Raw genomic sequence first — 17,906 nt, forward strand, 5'->3', positions numbered from 1 at the left:
GTCGGTCAGTCCAGCACCTCGCGGAGCCGGACAGCGAAGCCCGCGGGATCGCCGGGGAACCCCGGCTGGTCGGTGAAGCCGGCGTGGTGGCTGGGGAAGTCCGCCACCGGAACGCCGATCGCGGCTGCTGCGGTGCGTGCGCCGCGCACGGCCATCGTCCCGCCCGACTCGACACCCGCCGCGATCACGAGACGGTCGCCTCGCGCACGCAGGGCCCCGACGTCGATGCGGTACTCGATGATCGCCGGCATGTTGCGCAGCAGCGGGTTGGTGCGCGTGCCGTCGTCCTGGGGCGACATCCCGAACATCGCCGGGTCCGGTGCCGGCTGGTCGAGGTAGTCGTCGGGGACCTGGCCGTCGAGCATCACGAACGGGATGAACTTCGCCATGGCGGCGCCGTCGCCCTGCTCGGCGTAGGTGCGCTTCATGTCGGCCACCACCGCGAGCACCGCATCACGATCGGGGAGGTGCTCGGCCAGTGGCGGCTCGTGCACCACGGCGATCCGCACGTCGTCCGGGTGAGCCGCGAGCAGGGCGAGGAGGTTCACGGCCCCGCCGCTGGAGCCGAAGGCGTCGACGGGACCGGCGCCGAGCGCCTCGATGACACGATGCAGGTCGTCAGCGTGCTGCTCGGGGCTGATGTCCGCGGTGCCGACCGGGTTGCGGCCGGCACCGCGCGGGTCGTAGGTCACGACCGGACGGTCATCGATCTGCCCGGCGAGCAGCTCGAATCCGGTCGCGTCCATCGGCCCCGCGAACAGGAAGAGGGGCGGGCGATCCGGGCTCGCCGTGGCGAGGTCGCCGTGCACGTCGTAGGCGATCGCGTCCTCGCCCTCGCCCACGACGTGGGTGGTGACGGTCCGCTCGACGGTGTTCTCGGTCATCTCGGCTGTTCCTCCGACTCAGACCTGCGCGAGGACGCCCTCGAGGCGGCCGTAGCTGGCCTCCATGCCGTCGGTCATGCCGGTGGCGAGCACGATGTCGCGCGTCTCTTTGTCGGGGTACTCGATGAGCAGCGTGATGAGGGTGGCGCCGTCCTCCTCGTAGAGGTTCAGGTCGTTGAGCGTCGAGGGGAACTCGGTTCCGGTCATGTGCTCGGTGGTGACCGCGCGGTGCGGTGCCTCGGTGAGCAGCGTCTCACCGTCGAAGCCGAAGGTCTCGCCCGCGGTCCCTTCGAGCGGCTCCCACTGGTAGCGGTACTTCCCACCCACGGACGGGTCGATCTCGCACACCGACATGCGCCAGCCGTCGGGGCCGAGCAGCCACTGCTGCATGAGCTCCGGCTCCTGATGGGCGCGCCACACAAGGTCGATCGAGCCCTCGATGAGCCGCGTGATGCGCACGTGGGTGTCGTCGAGGATCTCGGTCTGGGTGCCCTTGCCAGCCGAGTAGGCGCGAAGCCCCTCGAGCACGCGATCGAGCTGGTTGATCGCCATCGTCGAGCCCTCGACGGCTCCCATCGCGACGACCTTCTCGAGCGCCTCGGCGGAGTCGAAATGGGTGGTGTTGACCAGGCGCGAGCCCGTCGGGGTCTGGTCGAAGGCGAACACCATGCGCGAGGTCGGCATCTCTGCCAGCACAGTGCCCTCCGCGTCGGCGAACGAGTCGAGAGCGGTGAACGTGCGCGGGCCGTCGATCTCGAGGAATTCCCACACCCCGTGATACTCCTCGCCCTGGGGGCTCGTCATGTGGTACCGAGCGCGGCCCCCGGCCGTGAGGTCGAACTCGGTGAAGGTGGCGGGGTAGCCCGGAGGGCCCCAGAACCGCTCGAGCTGCCGCGGCTCGGTGAAGGCCTCCCACAGCCTCTCGACGGGAGCTGCGAACTCGGCCGTGAGCGTCATGGTGAGCGCTTCGGGATCGGTGGTCACGTCGGTGACGGGCATCGTCATTCTCCTTCGTTCCTGCGGTGATCGTGCTTCGGTTCTTGGGTGGGGCCGGGCGTGCCGGCGGGTTCGGCGAGCAGCGCATCGAGCCGGTCGATGCGTGCGCGCCACAGTTCCTCGTAGCGGGCGAGCAGTGCGCGGGCGCGAGCGATCATCTCGGGGTCCGCCCGGACGAGGCGCTCACGGCCTTCGGCGCGCTTGACGATGAGGCCGGCGGCCTCGAGCACGGTGACGTGCTTCTGCACCGCCGCGAACGACATGTCGTACTCGCGAGCGAGAGCCGACACGGAGTACTCGCCTGCGAGCGTCCGACGCAGGATGTCGCGCCGGGTCGCCGCCGCCAATGCGTGGAACACGCGGTCGATCTCGTCATCGCTGAGCTCAATTCCTACAACCATTTGGTTGTACGTTAGCCCTGGTGGCAGCATCCGTCAACCCCTTTTGCTGTCACGGATGCCGCCGCCGCCCGGATCCGTCACCCCGTCCCGTGCCGAACTAGACTGTTGAGGTCCGGCATCCCCGAATTTCTGGAGCTGAGCCGCGTGACCACCCCCGCATCGACCTCTGTCGCCGACACCGTCGAGAACGCCACCGCCACGCCCGAGAAGGAGCAGCCGTACGCGGCGCTCGGTCTCAAGCCCGACGAGTACGACAGGATCCGCGAGATCCTCGGCCGCCGCCCCACGTCGGGCGAGCTGGCGATGTACTCCGTCATGTGGTCGGAGCACTGCTCCTACAAGTCCTCGAAGATCTATCTCCGCAAGTTCGGCGAGAAGGTCTCGGACGAGATGAAGGAACGGCTCATGGTCGGCATGGGCCAGAACGCCGGCGTCGTCGACATCGGCGAAGGCTGGGCCGTCACCTTCAAGGTCGAGTCGCACAACCACCCGAGCTACATCGAGCCGTTCCAGGGCGCCGCGACCGGCGTCGGCGGCATCGTGCGCGACATCATCTCGATGGGTGCGCGACCCGTGGCGGTCATGGACCAGCTGCGCTTCGGCGCCATCGACAACCCCGACACGGCGCGAGTCGTCCACGGCGTGGTGAGCGGCATCTCGTTCTACGGCAACTGCCTGGGCCTGCCCAACATCGGCGGCGAGACCGTGTTCGACGCCGTGTACCAGGGCAACCCGCTCGTCAACGCCCTCGCTGTCGGCGTTCTCCGCCACGAGGACCTCAAGCTCGCCAACGCCACCGGCGCCGGCAACAAGGTCGTGCTGTTCGGCGCCCGCACCGGCGGCGACGGCATCGGCGGGGCATCCATCCTCGCCTCCGACACCTTCGCCGACGGCGGCCCGACCAAGCGCCCCGCGGTGCAGGTCGGCGACCCGTTCGCCGAGAAGGTGCTCATCGAGTGCTGCCTCGAGCTCTACCGCGACGAGCTCGTCGAGGCCATCCAGGACCTCGGCGCCGCCGGCATCTCGTGCGCGACCTCCGAGCTCGCGGCGAACGGCGGCTCGGGCATGCGCGTCGACCTCGAGAAGGTGCTGCTGCGCGACCCCACGCTCACGCCGGAGGAGATCCTCATGAGCGAGAGCCAGGAGCGCATGATGGCGATCGTCGCGCCCGAGAAGCTCGACGCGTTCCTCGAGGTCGTCGGCAAGTGGGACGTCGAGACCTCGGTCCTCGGCGAGGTGACCGGCGACGGGCGCCTGCAGATCTTCTGGCACGGCGAGCAGATCGTCGACGTCGACCCCTCGACGGTCGCGGTCGACGGCCCCGTCTACGAGCGCCCCGTGGCCTACCCCACATGGATCGACGCGCTGCGTGAGGACTCGGCATCCGCTCTCCCGCGTCCGACCGACGCCGAGACGCTGCGGGAGCAGTTCACGAAGCTCGTCGCGAGCCCGAATCTCGCCGACACGTCGTGGATCACGAACCAGTACGACTACTACGTGATGGGCAACACGGCGCTGTCGTTCCCCGACGACGCCGGCATGATCCGTGTCGACGAGCACTCCGGTCTCGGCTTCGCGATCGCCACCGACTGCAACGGCCGGTACTGCCAGCTCGACCCGTACCAGGGAGCCAAGCTCGCCCTCGCCGAGGCGTACCGCAACGTCGCCGTCACCGGCGCCGAGCCGACCGCCGTCACCGACTGCCTCAACTTCGGCTCGCCCGAGAACCCCGAGGTCATGTGGCAGTTCTCGCAGACCGTCGACGGCCTGTCGGACGCCTGCCTCGAGCTCGGCGTCCCCGTCACCGGCGGCAACGTCTCGTTCTACAACCAGACCGGCGACCAGCCGATCTTCCCGACGCCCGTCGTCGGCGTGCTCGGGATCATCGACGACGTCGCCCGGCGCATCCCGTCGGGCTGGCAGGACGCCGGCGAGAACATCTACCTGCTCGGCGTGACCTCGACCGAGCTGTCAGGCTCGCAGTGGGCCGGCACGATCCACGACCACCTCGGCGGACGCCCGCCGGCGGTCGACCTCGCGCAGGAGAAGAAGCTCGCCGAGCTGCTCCACGCCGGCGGCCAGCAGTCGCTCATCTCGTCGGCGCACGACCTCTCGTCGGGCGGCCTGGCACAGGCCCTCGCCGAGGCCGCCATGCGCTTCGGCGTCGGCGCGCGCGTGTGGCTGAACGAGATCCAGGAGCGCGATGGGGTGGATGCCGCCACCGCCCTGTTCTCGGAATCGACGGGCCGCGTCATCGTCTCGGTGCCTCGTGAAGACGACGTGAAGTTCCGCGGACTGTGCGAGGGCCGGGGCTACCCGGTGCTGCGCATCGGCGTGACCGACGCAGCCGCGGACGGCGATGAGCCCGCGCTCGAGGTGCAGGGTCTGTTCACCGTCCCGCTCGCCGAGCTGCGGAGCCTCTCGACCTCGACGCTGCCCGACGCCTTCGGCCCGATCATCACCGAGCACACCGCCTGATCCGCGGTCGACACGAACATAGGATGGGTCGCATGGCGGCGGAAGACGACGAGTACAGCGGTTTCAACGACACCCGGCAGCGGCGCGTCAAGATCATCGCGTGGGTGACGATCGTCGCCCTCATCCTCGTCGGCGGCGGCGCCACCGTCTTCGCCCTCCTCTTCGGCTGAGGTCGCGGCGGGTGGCCGAGGTGTCAGCAGACTCCCGGCGACAACCGCGCTATATCGCGTTTATCATGGCAGGGTGGAGCCCATCCTCCTCATCGTCTCGAGCTGGTGGTGGATCGGTCCGGCGGCCGTGGGCGCCGGGGCGGCTGCCTATACCGGCATGACGACGCGCAGCCGCCGGGCACGACGCCTGGAGCTCGATGCCGCCCGCGCGGAGGAGTCCCAGGCCTACCGCGACCTCGTCGCCGCGAAGGCGCGCCTGCGCACGGCGCAGGCCGATCTGCTGACCGCCAAGTCCCGCTCCTCGGTCCCGGCCGCGCATGCCGCCGAGGCGCGGCGCGAGCTGCAGGCCGCACGGCAGGACGAGAAGACCGCCTCCCTCGCCCTGCGCGCGAGCCGCACGCGGGTGAAGGCCGGCTACGCCCAGTACCGCGCCGCATCCACCCGCGACCCGCTTCCGATCGACCGCCTCTACGCCGCACACGACAGCGTCAACACGCGATGGCTGGCCTACGAGACGGACGTGGACAAGGCGCTGGCGTATCCGCAGATGACCGACCCGCGGCATCCCGCGACCGTCGTCTTCCTGCGCGCTCAACGTGAAGCCCTCGCGAAGCGCCCGACCCTGCGCGACCGCGTGACGCCGCAGCAGTTCCTCGAGTACCGGGTCGCCGTGCGCCACCTCGAGGCGACCTTCGCGGAGGCGGAGCGTCAGTCGGGCGTTCCCGGCGCACCGCGTCCGTCATCGGCCGGAACGACGGCCGCCGCCGGACTCACCGCCGCCGCAGCGGTGCTGTCGGAGATCGCCGATCGTCTTCCCGCGCTCATCGCGCGGATCCCCCCGCCTCGCCAGAGCGAACCGCCCGCTGGCAGGGTGCCCTGAGCCGACCACGCGGCGGCGACCGGCCGTTAGCATGACAGTGTGCAAGCGTTCTGGGAGTTCGCGGGCAACTTCTGGTGGCTCGTCTTCCCACTCATGGGTGTCCTCGGCATGGTCGGCAATGCCTGGGAGCGCGGCGCGCGCATGCGCCACAAGCGCCGCCTCGAGGTGATGCACGCGAAGGCCGAGCTCAAGGCCGCCCAGGCGGCGGCGCGCGGCAAGGCGGTGCCGGCGGCATCCCTCCCTCCGATCACCGCGCCGACGGCGACCGCGGCTTCTTCGCAGGGGGCGTCGGCGTCCCGCGAGACGCAGGTGACCCAGCTCGAGCGGCTGTTCGCGACGCACGACGCCGTCACGGCGCGCTGGCTCGAGTACGAGCTCGACGTCGCGAAGATCATCGCGTTCCCCGCCATGAGCGACGGACGCCAACCGCTCACCGCCGCGTTCCTGCGGGCGAAGCGCATCGCCGACGGGCTGCGTCCCGCGTCGGCGAAAGCGCGCCTCCCGAAGGAGCAGCTCGCCGAGTACCGCAACGCGGTCGCCGACTTCGAGGTGGCCTTCGACGTCGCCGAGCGCGACGCACGGCGCCTGCGCGACTCGACCTTCACCGACGACGAGCGCAAGCGCCTCGACACCGCGAAGAAGCTGCTCACCGTCGCGATCGACGAGGCCGCGACGCCCGCCGAGCGCCAGCTCGCCTACCGCCGCGTGCGCGAGGAGCTCGACGGGCTCCTGTCGATCTCGGACGAGGCCATCGAGGTGCTCGAGAAGAAGGTCATGCTCGAACTCGGGCCTGTCACCTCATCGACGACGGTGACGGATGCTGCGGCCCCGCCGCGCGCGGAAGCCCCGGCGGCGCCCGAGCTCATCGCCGACCCCCTGCCCGCACCGAAGCGCCCGAGCACGACGCCGCCTCCCGGTGCGACGTGGCCAGTGCCCTCGCGCGGGAACGGCGATGCGCCCGGCCGCGTGACACATCCCAAGCCCCACCGCTGATCCCGCGCACCCGAAGATCCTGAGCAGCTCCTTCCTCGCTCGGTCGACAGGAGGCACCCCGATGAGAGCAGGCCTGCATGCCACGGCCGCGGCCGATGACTCCTGAGGATAAGGACGTCTCCCGCGTCCTTATCCTCAGGAGTAGTGCCGCCCATCGATGAGGGCGCGAGCAAACGAGCGACGGCACCCGCCCGTCACGTGCCACGCGTGGAACGAGCGAGCTGGAAGGGCGGAGACGCCGCTGCGGCTTCAGGCGGCGAGCTCGGGGTGGGCGTCGATCCAGCCGTCGATGCGGGCGAACCAGTCGAAGAGCCATGCGGCGCGGGCGTCGAGGTCGTCGGGGATCTCCGATCGCGGCACGCGCCACGCGCGCATCGTGATGCCCTTGTCCATCGGCAGCTCGCGCCAGATGTCGCGCAGGGTGTGGAGTCGCTCGAGTCCGGTGTGGGCGATGAACACGACGTCGGCGTCGGGTGAGGCATCCAGCGCGGCATGCATGCCACCCGGCTGCGGCGCCATCACGTGCGTCATCGCCTCGGCGCGTTCGGCCATCGCCTCCCGGCCCGCGTCGCGCAGCCGCCTGATGCGCGAGCGCCGCCTCGTCGGACTGACCTGACCGCCTTCGGGGAAGATCACGAACGCGTCCTCGGGACCGAGGTCGGTCGCGAGGTCGCGAAGCGCTGCCTCCACCGCCGCGCCGCCGCCCTTGCGCCCGTGCCCGAACCCCGACGGCACGATGAAGCGCGCAGGGATCCGGTGCAGCAGGATGTCGATCGCCGGGTCCCACTGCAGCGTGTACTTGAGCACGATGCGGGGCCGGCGCGCGACCTCGTTGAGCAGCGTGTGGATGAGGATGAACGAGTCGCCCGGGCCTCCGTGCCGGCTCGCCACCACGAGCGGGGTGCCGGGGGCGAACAGCGCCTCGAACGCGGCGCGGCCGGTGGCGGATTCCGCGTCGTCCGAGCCGGTCGTCGTGATGGTGAGCCGCAGCACGCCGCCGAAGATCCAGAACAGGAGCCGCAGGGCCCAGGCGCCCAGGCGGTAGTGCGCGGTGACGAACCCGGGCCGGCGCAGCGCGTAGCCGAAGCCCGAAGCGATCCAGAGGGCGAAGAGCGCGATCACGAGCATCGCGTCCCACAGCAGGTACACGGTCACGAGCCACAGCACGCGCGGCAGCCGGAACCGTCCGGGCACGAGCGAGGTCAGCGCGAGGGCGACCAGCAGCCACAGCGGAGTGAGCACCAGCATCACGAGCGCCGCCACGATCACGAGCGGGGCGAGAAGGATGCGGCGCACCCAGGTGGGCAGCATCCGCATCACGAATCCCCGCTTTCGGCGCCCAGCCCGCGCTCGGCGAGGAACGCGCAGCTGGCGTCGTAGGCGGCGTCGATGCGGCGGCGGACGGTGTCCATGCGGCGATACGACATGAGCGAGTCGTCGCCGTCGAGCCCGCCGCCGCTCGGGAGCACGTGGAGGGCGACCCCCTCGGGAAGCGTGGCGACGTCACGGGCGTAGCGGTGGCGGCGGGCGATCTCAAAGGCCACGCGCGCGGTGTCGACTGCCGACTGCGGGGCGACCAGCGGCGTCTCGATGCGCCCGACCTGCAGCACGTAGACCGTCGTCGCGCCGACCTCGACCGCCTGCTCGATGGGGATCGAGTTGACGATGCCACCGTCGATGAAGTGCTCGTCGCCGATGCGGGTCGGCGGCAGGAGTCCCGGCACCGAGGCCGATGCGAGGATCGCCTCGACGAGCGGCCCCGACTCGAACACGTGCTCGGCCGCACGCTCGATGCTCGCGGCGACCACGCGCAGCCGGACCGCGAGGTCCTCGAAGGTCGTGTCGGCTCCGAGGGACCGCTCGAGCAGGTGCCGCAGCGGCGCGGGCGAGTTCAGGTGCGTCTTGGTCTTCACGAGGCGCGTGAACTGGGCGAACAACGAGTCGCCGTAGACGGCGTTCGCCTCGGGCGAGGTCCAGGCGTCGAGCAGGCGCGGGATCACGGCCGGCGTCGGGTCGCTCGCGACCAGGGCCCCGTTGATGGCGCCGATCGAGGTGCCGACCACGACATCCGGGTGGATGCCGGACTCGAGCAGGGCCCGCAGCATCCCGATCTCGACGGCACCGCGCACGCCACCGCCACCGAGAACGAAGGCCACCGTCATGCCCACACCCTATTGCGGGCGCCGTCGAAGACGATGGACTTCGCTCGTTCCTCGCTCGCTCAACGACCGGAGGCGGTCAGGCTGTCGACGTACTCCTTGTTGTCGGCGACCCACTTCGCCACGACGGGGCCGTAGTCGTCGCCGTCGTAGGCGCCGAACATGGCGTCCTCGAGCGAGTACAGCAGCTCGTTGTCCATGCGGAAGGCCTCGAGCCAGTCCGAGATCTCGGGGAACTCGTCGGCGAACGAGGTCGACGCCACGGTGTGGATGCCCTCCGCATCGCCGAGCAGGCCGTCGGGGTCTTCGAGGTCCTTGAGCGGGAACGCGTTGTACGCCCAGTGCGGTCGCCAGAGGGTGACGGCGACGTCGCGTCCGGCGTCCGTCGCCGCCTGCAGCTCGGTGAGCATCGCGGGCGTGGACGACGTCACGAACTCCATGCCCTCCAGGCCGTAGCCGGGGATCACATCGTTCTGCGTGACGGTCACGAGCCCTGACCCCGCCTCGATGCCGACCAGACGGTTGCCGAACACGTCGGCGTTCGCGGCGAGCTCGGTGAGCGAGTCGATGGGGGCGTCCTCGTTCACGGCGATCGTGAGCTTGGCTTCGTCGTTCCAGGCGCCGAGGTCGACGAGCTGGTCGCCGTACGTCTCCATGTAGTCGGCGTGCGTGAGCGGCAGCCACGTGTCGAGCGTGAGGTCGTAGTCGCCCTTCGCGATGCCGGTGTACGCGGCGGCCGGGTCGGCGTACTCGAGGTCGACGGTGTAGCCCTTCTCCTCGAGCACCGCCTTCCACAGCTCGGACGCGGCGATGCCCTCGTCCCAGCCGTTGAACACGGCGATCGTCAGGTGCCCCTTGTCGGAGCCGCCGACGCCCGTCTGCACGAGCGCGCCGTTGACGAGCAGAGCGGCGGTCCCCGCCAGGGCGAGTCCGGCGGCGATGATGCGTCGCTTGGTCATGTCGATTCCTCTCCTGTCGGGTCAGGCCCGGACGGGCTCGGGTCGCTCTGCGGGAGCATCGGGAATGGTCCCCACGCCCCCTCCAGGCGCCGCTGGCGCGTCGCCCGGAGCCTCCGGGCGCGTGGGCCCAGCTGCAGCCTCGGTCTGCTCGGGCTTCGGGGTCGCGGATGCCGGGGTGGCAGCATCCGTGTCCGCCTTCGTGTCGCCGGCGGCGCGCGGCGTGCGGGCGCGCGGCTGCGAGAAGCCCGACGTGACGCGGTCGAGGATCATCGCGAGGATGACGACCGAGAGGCCTGCTTCGACGCCGAGGCCGATGTCGATGCGGCTGAGGCTCTGCACGACCTGGCCGCCCAGGCCGCCCGCGCCGACCATGCCCGCGATGACGACCATCGACAGGCTGAGCATGATGACCTGGTTGACGCCGGCCATGATGCTCGGCAGGGCGAGGGGCAGCTGGATCTGGCGCAGGATGCGTCCGGGCGAGGCGCCGAAGGCGTGGCCGGCCTCGACGATCTCGGGGTCGACGCCGCGGATGCCCAGCTCGGTGAGGCGCACGCCGGGCGCGAGCGCGAACGCGATGGTCGCGACCATGCCGGGCACGGGACCCACGCCGAAGATGAGCATCGCGGGGATGAGGTAGACGAAGGCGGGCATCGTCTGCAGGAAGTCGAGCACCGGCCGCAGCGTCTTCGAGACGCGGTCGCTGCGCGCGGCCCAGATGCCCAGCGGCACGGCGATCGCGATCGCCACCACGGCGGCGAGGATCACGAGCGCGAGGGAGTCCATCGCGTTGGACCACTGGCCGACCGCGACGATCACGAGGAGGCCGATGGCGCTGCCGACGGCGAGCACGAGGCCCCTCGACCAGTAGGCGAACGCGGCGATCACGAGGATCACGGCCCAGAACGGCGGTGTCGAGAGCGAGGCGTCGAGCCAGTCGTAGAGGCCGCGGAAGATCACGGCGACGACGTCGAAGAAGCCGCCGAGCGCGTCGATCACCCAGCGGACGCCGGTCTCGACGACGTCGCCCAGGGGGAGGCGGATCAGGTCGTTCATCGAAGGGCTCCTTCCGCGGCGGCGTGTTCGTGGGCGCCGACCTCCGTCGGCGGCGCCGCGCGACCGGCCGGCACAGCACCCGTCTGGTCGACGACTTCGAGGGTCTCGGTCATGACGCTCGCCGGGACGGTGGCGGGCACATCGATGATGGGGTTCTCGCGGGTCACGGGCGGCACGTCGCCGAGGGCTGCGAGCAGGGTCACGCGCGGGATCGTGCCCACGAGGCGTCCGGCGTCGTCGATGACGGCGACCGGCACGGGGCTCTCGACCGCGCGCTCGACGACGTCGGTGAGCGGATCGTCGACGTGCACGGCCGGCCGGCCGTTGCGCACGAGCGAGCGCAGGTCTGTGCGGCCGTCCTTGACGGCGCGGATGACGGCGCGGTCGGTGACCGACCCGAGATACCGACGGTTCTCGATGACCGATACCGAGCCGACCTGCAGGTCGCGCATGACCCGCAGCGCGCCGCGGACGCCGGCGCTCACCGGCGTCGTGGCGACCGGGGGAGCCATGACCGAGCCGGCGGTCAGCACGCGAGCGCGGTCGACGTCCTGCACGAACTGGGCGACGTAGTCGTTCGCCGGGTCGGTGAGGATCTCCTCGGGCGTGCCGTTCTGCACGATGCGGCCGTCGCGCATCACCGCGATGCGGTCGCCGAGGAACATCGCCTCGTTGAGGTCGTGCGTGATGAAGACGATCGTCCGACCGAGCTCGCGCTGCAGCTCGATGAGCTGCTCCTGCATCTCGCGCCGGATGAGGGGGTCGAGCGCGGAGAACGCCTCGTCCATGAGCAGGATGTCGGTGCCCGACGTGAGCGCCCGGGCGAGGCCCACGCGCTGACGCATGCCGCCCGAGAGCTCGTCGGGCATCGCGTCGGCACGATCGCCGAGGCCGACCTTGTCGAGGAGCTCGCGCGCCCGCGCACGGCGCTCGTCGCGTCCGACGCCCTGGATCTCGAGGGCGTACGCGGCGTTGTCGAGCACGGTGAGGTGCGGCAGCAGCGCGAAGTGCTGGAACACCATCGAGATGGAGCGCTGACGGATGCCGCGCAGCGCTTTGGCAGACGCCTTGGTGACGCTCTGCCCCTGCACGAACACGTCGCCGGCTGTCGGCGGCAGCAGCCCGTTGAGCATGCGCAGCACCGTCGACTTGCCCGAGCCCGAGAGACCCATGATCACGAAGATCTCGCCGGGCTGCACGACGAAACTCGCGTCGATCACGGCGGCGGAGCCGGCATCGGCGACGTCGGCGCGCGTCGCGCCGGCACGGAGCCGCTTGACGGCGTCCTTGGGATTGCGTCCGAAGACCTTGAAGAGGTTCCTCGCCTCGATGGCAGGCGGAACTGTCACTGTGCACCTCGGCAGCTCCGGTGCAGGAGCTGCATCGGTCGCGCCCGGGTGGCGGCCGTTCCTGCGGCGGATGTCGGATCCGCGCCGCGGCCGCCGACCATACGCTCACCGGTCTGACGCTCAGGCGTCACCGGAGACCGCGGACTGGTCGGGAGGGGCCCGTGAAGGCCTCAACCACCGTTTCATGCGGCCCCAGGGCTCGCAAATTCGACACCGATCGGCCGTTTCGGTACCTCGCGCACGCGTGATAGCACGGCGAGCGGCAACCCGGGCCGTCGGAGGAACGGGGCTTGACGGCGTCCGACTTCCATGGTTACTTAGTCAAGTAACTAACCGACCAAGCGGAGTTGATGTGATCGAAGAAGGCCGGGCGCTGTTCCTCCAGATCGCCGAGAGCGTGGAGGACGCGATCATCGACGGCAGCCTCGCCGAAGAGGCGCAGGCGCCGTCGACGAACGAGCTCGCCGCCTTCTACCGGATCAACCCCGCCACCGCCGCGAAGGGAGTCGCGATGCTGACCGACAAGGGCGTGCTGTACAAGCGGCGCGGCATCGGCATGTTCGTGGCGCCCGGTGCGCGCGAACTCCTGATGAACGAACGCCGCACCGCATTCGCCGACCGCTTCGTCGAGCCGCTGCTCGCCGAGGCCCGCAAGCTCGGGCTCGGGCCCGAAGACCTGGAACAGCTCATCCGCGACCGCGCCGGGGCGCACGTCGCGACCACCACGGAAGGGAACGCACGATGACGACCGGGAACAACGTCATCGAGGTGAAGAATCTCACCAAGCGCTACCGCGACCTCGTCGCGGTGGACGACGTGAGCTTCACCATCGAGAAGGACACCATCTACGGCCTGCTCGGCCGCAACGGCGCCGGCAAGACGACGGTCATGTCGATCCTCACGGCGCAGAACTTCGCGACGTCGGGCGACGTGCGGGTGTTCGGCATGCAGCCGTACGAGAACGCGAAGGTGCTCTCGCGCATGTGCTTCGTGCGCGAGAGCCAGAAGTATCCCGACGACGCGCTGCCGAAGCACGCGTTCGGCGCGGCGAAGCTCTTCTTCCCCGCCTGGGACGACGAGCTCGCCGCGCAGCTCATCGACGACTTCCAGCTGCCCCAGAAGACGCGCATCAAGAAGATGTCGCGCGGGCAGCTGTCGGCGGTCGGCGTGATCATCGGCATCGCCTCGCGCGCCGAGATCACGTTCTTCGATGAGCCGTACCTCGGCCTCGACGCCGTCGCACGGCAGATCTTCTACGACCGGCTGCTGGAGGACTACACCGAGCACCCGCGCACGGTGATCCTCTCGAGCCACCTCATCGACGAGGTGTCGAACCTCATCGAGCGCGTGCTCGTCATCGACCACGGGCGCATCGTGATGGACGAGGCGACGGATGCCGTGCGCGACCGCGCCGCGAACATCGTGGGCGACGCGAGCGCCGTCGACGCGTTCGTCGCCGGCCGACAGGTGATCCACCGCGAGAGCCTGGGGAATGTGGCATCCGTCACCGTCCTCGGCGCGCTGTCGCTCGCCGACCGCGAGCGACTCGCGGCCGCCGGCCTCGACGTCGCGCCGGTCTCGCTGCAGCAGCTGATCGTACGCACCACGCAGAACGCGGCCGGGTCCGCGGCATCCGAGGAAGGAGCACTGCGATGAACCGCACCGTCAACGTCGTGCGCATGCAGCTGATCAACAAGCAGACGTTCGTCTGGGTGCCGCTGATCGTGCTCGGCGCCTCGTTCGCGATGTCGATCGCGATCTACGCGATCCTGAACTCGTCGGGCCTGGAGGGCCCGTTCTACGGCGGCGGCTCGCAGGCGCCGCTGTGGATCCTGCTGTTCGTGGGGATCTCGTCGCTGACGCTGACCTTCCCGTTCTCGCAGGCGATGAGCGTCACGCGCCGGGAGTTCTTCTTCGGCACGATGCTCGCCGCGGCGATGTGCGCCGCGCTGCTGGCGGCGGTGTTCGCGATCGGCGGGCTGATCGAGGAGGCGACGAACGGCTGGGGCATCAACGGGTACTTCTTCGCCCTGGACTGGGTCGTCGAGGACGGCGCGCTCGGAGCTGCCTTCTTCTACTTCGTGATGGCGATGCTCATCTTCATGCTGGGGTTCTGGTCGGCGACCGTCTACAAGCGCTCGGGTGCGCTCGTGCTGACGCTCATCTGGGTCGGCGTCGGCGTACTCCTGCTCGTGGCGATCTGGGCGATCACCCGCTTCGAGGTGTGGGGCGAGGTCATCTCGTCGCTGGTCGGACTGGGCGCCGTCGGCCTCGCCGCGTGGGGACTCCTCCTGACGCTCGTGCTCGGCGCGATCTCCTACCTCACCCTCCGGCGCACGGTTCCCTGATCACCTCCCGCTCGTTGAGCGAGGTTGTGAGTCGGAACGGATGCTGCCACCCGGCGTGATCGCCGGGTGGCAGCATCCATATGTTCCACGTGAAACGGAAGTTCAGCGGGAGTCGGCCGCCTCGGTGTGGTGGCGGATGACCTCGGCGACCACGAAGTTGAACCATTTCTCGGCGAAGGCCGGGTCGAGGTCGGCCTGCTCGGCGAGGCTGCGCAGGCGCGCGGTCTGCTGCTCCTCGCGGGCGGGGTCGGAGGCGGGCATGCCGTGCTCGGCCTTCAGATGGCCGACCTGCTTGGTCGCCTTGAAGCGCTCGGCGAGCAGATACACCAGGGCGGCGTCGATGTTGTCGATGCTGCTGCGCAGCCGGGCCAGCGTCGTCGTGGGGTCTTCGGTCATGGCGCTCCTTCTCGCTCCTCGACGATACCCGAGCGACCGGACGCCTCCGGCGGGATGACGCCGGCTCACGCGATCCGCATGAACTTCCCGCGCGCACCTCGTCGCGCGCACCCCCCAGTCCTAGAGTGTGTCCCATGACCGATGCCTCGCCCACCCTCGGTGCCACCGCAGCCGAGGCCGCTGAACCGCTGTCCGTCGACGCTGCGGCCGGCACGGACAGCCAGACCACCACGTCCGCGTCCGTCGACGGCGCCGTGGACACCGCACCCGAAGACACCCCGGTGTTCACCGGCGAGGCGCCCGCGGGCAAGACGTTCTGGGCGAACCTCAACAGCCCGTTCCGATTGGGGCTCGTGCTGACGCTCGGCGCGCTGGCGGCGGTCGCCCTGGGACTGGCGTTCTGGAACCTCTCGACGATCATCATCTACGTCGTCTTCGCGCTGTTCGCCGCGCTCGGCCTCGATCCCGTCGTGCGATGGTTCGGGAGGCACAACGTCTCGCGGCCGTGGGCGATCGTGATCGTGTACACGGCGTTCGCACTCGTGCTCGCCGGCATCCTGCTGCTCGTGGTGCCGACCCTGATCAAGCAGATCAGCGCGTTCTTCACGGACCTGCCGACCACCATCGCGAACTTCCAGAAGTCCGACTTCTATGGGTGGCTCAGCGACACGTTCGGGTCGCAGGTGGGTCAGATCACCGACCAGGTCGAGAAGTTCCTCACCAACCCTGCGAACATCGCCGCGATCGGCGGCGGCGTGGTGAACTTCGCGGTGAGCGTCGGCACGACCATCTCGGGCCTCATCATCGTGCTGGTGCTGAGCCTGTACTTCCTCGCAGGCCTTCCCAACATGAAGGTCGCCTTCAACCGCTTCGCCGCGGCCCGCAACCGCAAGAAGGCCGCGGCGATGACCGATCAGATCACCGACTCGATCGGCGCCTACCTCATGGGCATGGTGGTGCTGGCGTTCTGCAACTCGGTCGTCGCGTTCCTGCTGCATCTGTTCCTGGGGCTGCCGTTCCCAGCTCTCATGGGCGTGCTCGCGTTCCTCATCACGCTGATCCCGCTGATCGGTTCGGTGCTCTACTGGCTCACGGCGACGACGCTCGCGCTCTTCACGGGCTGGGTCCCGGCGCTGATCTTCGCGGTCATCTACCTCGTCTACATGCAGCTCGAGGCGTACGTCCTGACCCCGAAGGTGATGAACAAGGCGATCTCGGTGCCCGGTGCCCTCGTCGTGATCGGCGCGATGGTCGGCGGCACGCTGCTCGGCCTCCTCGGCGCGCTCGTCGCGATCCCGGTGACGGCGTCGATCCTCCTGATCATCAAGCAGGTCTTCATCCCGAAGCAGGACGCCAAGATCTGACGGGCGTCTGCGCAGCCCGAGACCGCACAAACGCACCTCAGGGGGGTTCCACCAGGTGCTGTTGTGAGGTCTCGTCACGTTCGGCGCACCGATGCTGTGGTGGCGCGACAAGAGGTCGGCGGCGGACTCCCGCGTGCGAGACCGCACAAACGCACTCAGGGGCGTCTCCACCAGGTGCTGTTGTGAGGTCTCGTCGCGATTGCGCGCGGCGGGGCGCGGCGGCGCGGGGATGGGATCGCCGGGTCGCGGGGGACCTGCGCCGAGAGTCAGCGCACGGGGAGCAGGCAGGTCGGCGACGGGGCGTCCGTGCGCTGTCGCACGCGGCCCGGAACCCCCGTGCGCACGTCGAGCGTGAGCGACGCGACCTCGTGCGACAGCTGCCCGGCGACGAGCAGGATGTCGCGCACCACCACGTGGTGCCGGGGCCAGTCGACGCCGGCGTCGACGAGGGCGACCGGTTCGACGTACTCGCCGGCGCCCCGCACACGGAGGGTCGCGAGCGTATTGCTGCCGCGCACGCCGGCGTACAGGAACTCGCCGTCACGCGACGCGGCGAGCTCGGCGGCGCTGTCGCCCGGGAGGGTGCCGGCGCCGAGCGGCGTACCGCCCACGAGGCTCCACGTGCCGTCGACGGCCGGGGCGAGCACGAACAGCTCGCAGGAGAACTCGGTCACGACGTAGAGATGCCCGCTCGGGTGCCACACCATGTGCCGCGGCCCGCTGCCCTGCGGCAGCGCGACCTGGTGCACCTGACGCAGCCCGTTCGCGCCGTCACGCCAGAACCGCACGACGTCGTAGCCGAGATCGGTCGTCGCGATGAGCCCACCCGGCAGGAACGCCGCCTGGTGCGCACGGGAGGGACGGGAAGCGGATGCTTCGTCCTGTGCTCCGTCCGTGGCGGCAGGCTCTTCGCGGTCATGGTCGGGGACGAGGTGCGCGTACTCCTCGCCGGCGGCCTCCCGCAGTGCACGGGCAGCCGCGGCGAGGTCGATGTCGCCGGCCTGTTCCGCGGCGCCGTCGGGTCCGTACGGGTCGGTCGCGGCAGGAGCGATCACCGGCGACGAGGGACGGCCCGCAGCATCCAGGGTCATGCGAACGACGTGTCCGTCACCCCAGCAGCTCGCGATGAGGAAGCGGCCGTCGGGCGACACCGCCACGTGGCACACCGCCGCGCCGGCAGCCACCGGGGCGCCGAGCGGCGCGAACGTCGCCTCGCCGGTGCGGCGGAACGCCTGCACCTGCTGCCGCGCTTCGAGCGCGGCGTAGACGACGTCCCCCGGCGCCACCGTCAGCGAGCCGGGATGCGGCGCCAGCCATGACGGCGAGTCGGTCGTCGCGACCTCGCCGGCGAACGCCAGCGCGCCGCCCGCGGAGGCGTCGTCGGCGGCGCCGGCGAGCAGCATCCCGAATCCGGACGCGCTGCCCCCCATGTCGGCGGTGTACCCGCCCAGCCAGAACTTCATGACCCTCCGT

At 70.1% G+C, this 17,906-nt stretch carries 18 protein-coding genes; 8 read left to right on the forward strand and 10 right to left on the reverse strand.

Annotated features, from left to right (window positions below; all coding sequences use genetic code 11):
* Window positions 1-5: 5 nt before the first annotated feature.
* From ASF40_RS01260 to ASF40_RS01270, 3 genes are read right to left on the reverse strand one after another with little or no spacing between them, the layout of a single operon-like run.
* The gene (locus ASF40_RS01260; protein WP_056365309.1) at window positions 6-884 is read right to left on the reverse strand and encodes an alpha/beta fold hydrolase; all 879 of its coding nucleotides are present in this window, start codon (window positions 882-884) and stop codon (window positions 6-8) included.
* An 18-nt stretch (window positions 885-902) separates the two neighbouring features.
* Entirely contained in the window at window positions 903-1,883 is a 981-nt protein-coding gene (locus tag ASF40_RS01265) for an SRPBCC family protein (RefSeq protein ID WP_056365314.1), read from the reverse strand.
* Window positions 1,884-1,885: 2 nt separating this feature from the next.
* On the reverse strand, window positions 1,886-2,281 hold the full coding sequence (locus ASF40_RS01270) for an ArsR/SmtB family transcription factor (RefSeq protein WP_056365317.1): 396 nt from the start codon (window positions 2,279-2,281) through the stop codon (window positions 1,886-1,888).
* 144 nt (window positions 2,282-2,425) lie between these two features.
* On the opposite strand from ASF40_RS01270, the gene purL reads away from it, so the two are divergent.
* The 4 genes from purL to ASF40_RS01285 all read left to right on the forward strand — a co-directional run bounded on the left by purL (window position 2,426) and on the right by ASF40_RS01285 (window position 6,802).
* Window positions 2,426-4,759 carry a phosphoribosylformylglycinamidine synthase subunit PurL gene (purL, locus tag ASF40_RS01275; RefSeq protein WP_056365320.1) on the forward strand — a complete coding sequence of 778 codons (2,334 nt, stop codon included), beginning with the start codon at window positions 2,426-2,428 and terminating at the stop codon, window positions 4,757-4,759.
* A 32-nt stretch (window positions 4,760-4,791) separates the two neighbouring features.
* Window positions 4,792-4,929, forward strand: coding sequence for a hypothetical protein (locus ASF40_RS21300; protein ID WP_181911767.1), 138 nt, complete (start codon window positions 4,792-4,794; stop codon window positions 4,927-4,929).
* A gap of 73 nt (window positions 4,930-5,002) precedes the next feature.
* Complete coding sequence (locus tag ASF40_RS01280; protein WP_056365323.1) at window positions 5,003-5,809, forward strand: hypothetical protein; 807 nt, start codon at window positions 5,003-5,005, stop codon at window positions 5,807-5,809.
* 39 nt (window positions 5,810-5,848) lie between these two features.
* Window positions 5,849-6,802: a hypothetical protein gene (locus ASF40_RS01285; protein WP_056365326.1), complete on the forward strand. Its 954-nt coding sequence runs from the start codon at window positions 5,849-5,851 to the stop codon at window positions 6,800-6,802.
* A gap of 249 nt (window positions 6,803-7,051) precedes the next feature.
* Here the strand turns inward: ASF40_RS01285 and ASF40_RS01290 are convergent, their stop codons facing one another.
* Genes ASF40_RS01290 through ASF40_RS01310 form a run of 5 tightly spaced genes read right to left on the reverse strand, consistent with a single transcriptional unit; the run spans window position 7,052 to window position 12,325 of the window.
* Window positions 7,052-8,119, reverse strand: a complete 1,068-nt coding sequence (locus tag ASF40_RS01290) for a 1-acyl-sn-glycerol-3-phosphate acyltransferase (protein ID WP_056365329.1) — start codon at window positions 8,117-8,119, stop codon at window positions 7,052-7,054.
* Window positions 8,119-8,964 (reverse strand): patatin-like phospholipase family protein, encoded by an 846-nt coding sequence (locus tag ASF40_RS01295; RefSeq protein WP_056366635.1) that lies wholly within the window; start codon window positions 8,962-8,964, stop codon window positions 8,119-8,121. Before ASF40_RS01295 ends, ASF40_RS01290 begins: the two co-directional genes overlap by 1 nt.
* A 59-nt stretch (window positions 8,965-9,023) precedes the next feature.
* Entirely contained in the window at window positions 9,024-9,920 is an 897-nt protein-coding gene (locus ASF40_RS01300) for a glycine betaine ABC transporter substrate-binding protein (protein ID WP_056365332.1), read from the reverse strand.
* A gap of 21 nt (window positions 9,921-9,941) precedes the next feature.
* The gene (locus ASF40_RS01305) at window positions 9,942-10,976 is read right to left on the reverse strand and encodes an ABC transporter permease (RefSeq protein WP_082496788.1); all 1,035 of its coding nucleotides are present in this window, start codon (window positions 10,974-10,976) and stop codon (window positions 9,942-9,944) included.
* Window positions 10,973-12,325, reverse strand: coding sequence for a quaternary amine ABC transporter ATP-binding protein (locus tag ASF40_RS01310; RefSeq protein WP_056365333.1), 1,353 nt, complete (start codon window positions 12,323-12,325; stop codon window positions 10,973-10,975). The genes ASF40_RS01305 and ASF40_RS01310 overlap by 4 nt, the downstream gene beginning before the upstream one ends.
* Before the next feature lie 352 nt (window positions 12,326-12,677).
* Here ASF40_RS01310 and ASF40_RS01315 point away from each other — a divergent pair, with 352 nt between their 5' ends.
* From ASF40_RS01315 to ASF40_RS01325, 3 genes are read left to right on the forward strand one after another with little or no spacing between them, the layout of a single operon-like run.
* Window positions 12,678-13,070 carry a GntR family transcriptional regulator gene (locus ASF40_RS01315; protein ID WP_056365338.1) on the forward strand — a complete coding sequence of 131 codons (393 nt, stop codon included), beginning with the start codon at window positions 12,678-12,680 and terminating at the stop codon, window positions 13,068-13,070.
* A complete protein-coding gene (locus ASF40_RS01320) occupies window positions 13,067-13,981 on the forward strand; it encodes an ABC transporter ATP-binding protein (protein ID WP_056365340.1) in 915 nt (304 codons plus the stop codon). The genes ASF40_RS01315 and ASF40_RS01320 overlap by 4 nt, the downstream gene beginning before the upstream one ends.
* Entirely contained in the window at window positions 13,978-14,673 is a 696-nt protein-coding gene (locus ASF40_RS01325; protein WP_056365343.1) for a hypothetical protein, read from the forward strand. The genes ASF40_RS01320 and ASF40_RS01325 overlap by 4 nt, the downstream gene beginning before the upstream one ends.
* Before the next feature lie 102 nt (window positions 14,674-14,775).
* Here the strand turns inward: ASF40_RS01325 and ASF40_RS01330 are convergent, their stop codons facing one another.
* Entirely contained in the window at window positions 14,776-15,069 is a 294-nt protein-coding gene (locus ASF40_RS01330; RefSeq protein ID WP_045302127.1) for a chorismate mutase, read from the reverse strand.
* A gap of 134 nt (window positions 15,070-15,203) precedes the next feature.
* On the opposite strand from ASF40_RS01330, the gene ASF40_RS01335 reads away from it, so the two are divergent.
* Window positions 15,204-16,433: an AI-2E family transporter gene (locus ASF40_RS01335; RefSeq protein WP_056365346.1), complete on the forward strand. Its 1,230-nt coding sequence runs from the start codon at window positions 15,204-15,206 to the stop codon at window positions 16,431-16,433.
* Window positions 16,434-16,699: 266 nt separating this feature from the next.
* Here the strand turns inward: ASF40_RS01335 and ASF40_RS01340 are convergent, their stop codons facing one another.
* The gene (locus tag ASF40_RS01340; RefSeq protein WP_056365350.1) at window positions 16,700-17,896 is read right to left on the reverse strand and encodes a lactonase family protein; all 1,197 of its coding nucleotides are present in this window, start codon (window positions 17,894-17,896) and stop codon (window positions 16,700-16,702) included.
* Between the last annotated feature and the right edge of the window lie 10 nt (window positions 17,897-17,906).

Origin of the sequence: Microbacterium sp. Leaf288, assembly GCF_001422925.1 — a bacterium.
In the GTDB taxonomy this organism is placed as follows: Bacteria; Actinomycetota; Actinomycetes; order Actinomycetales; family Microbacteriaceae; genus Microbacterium.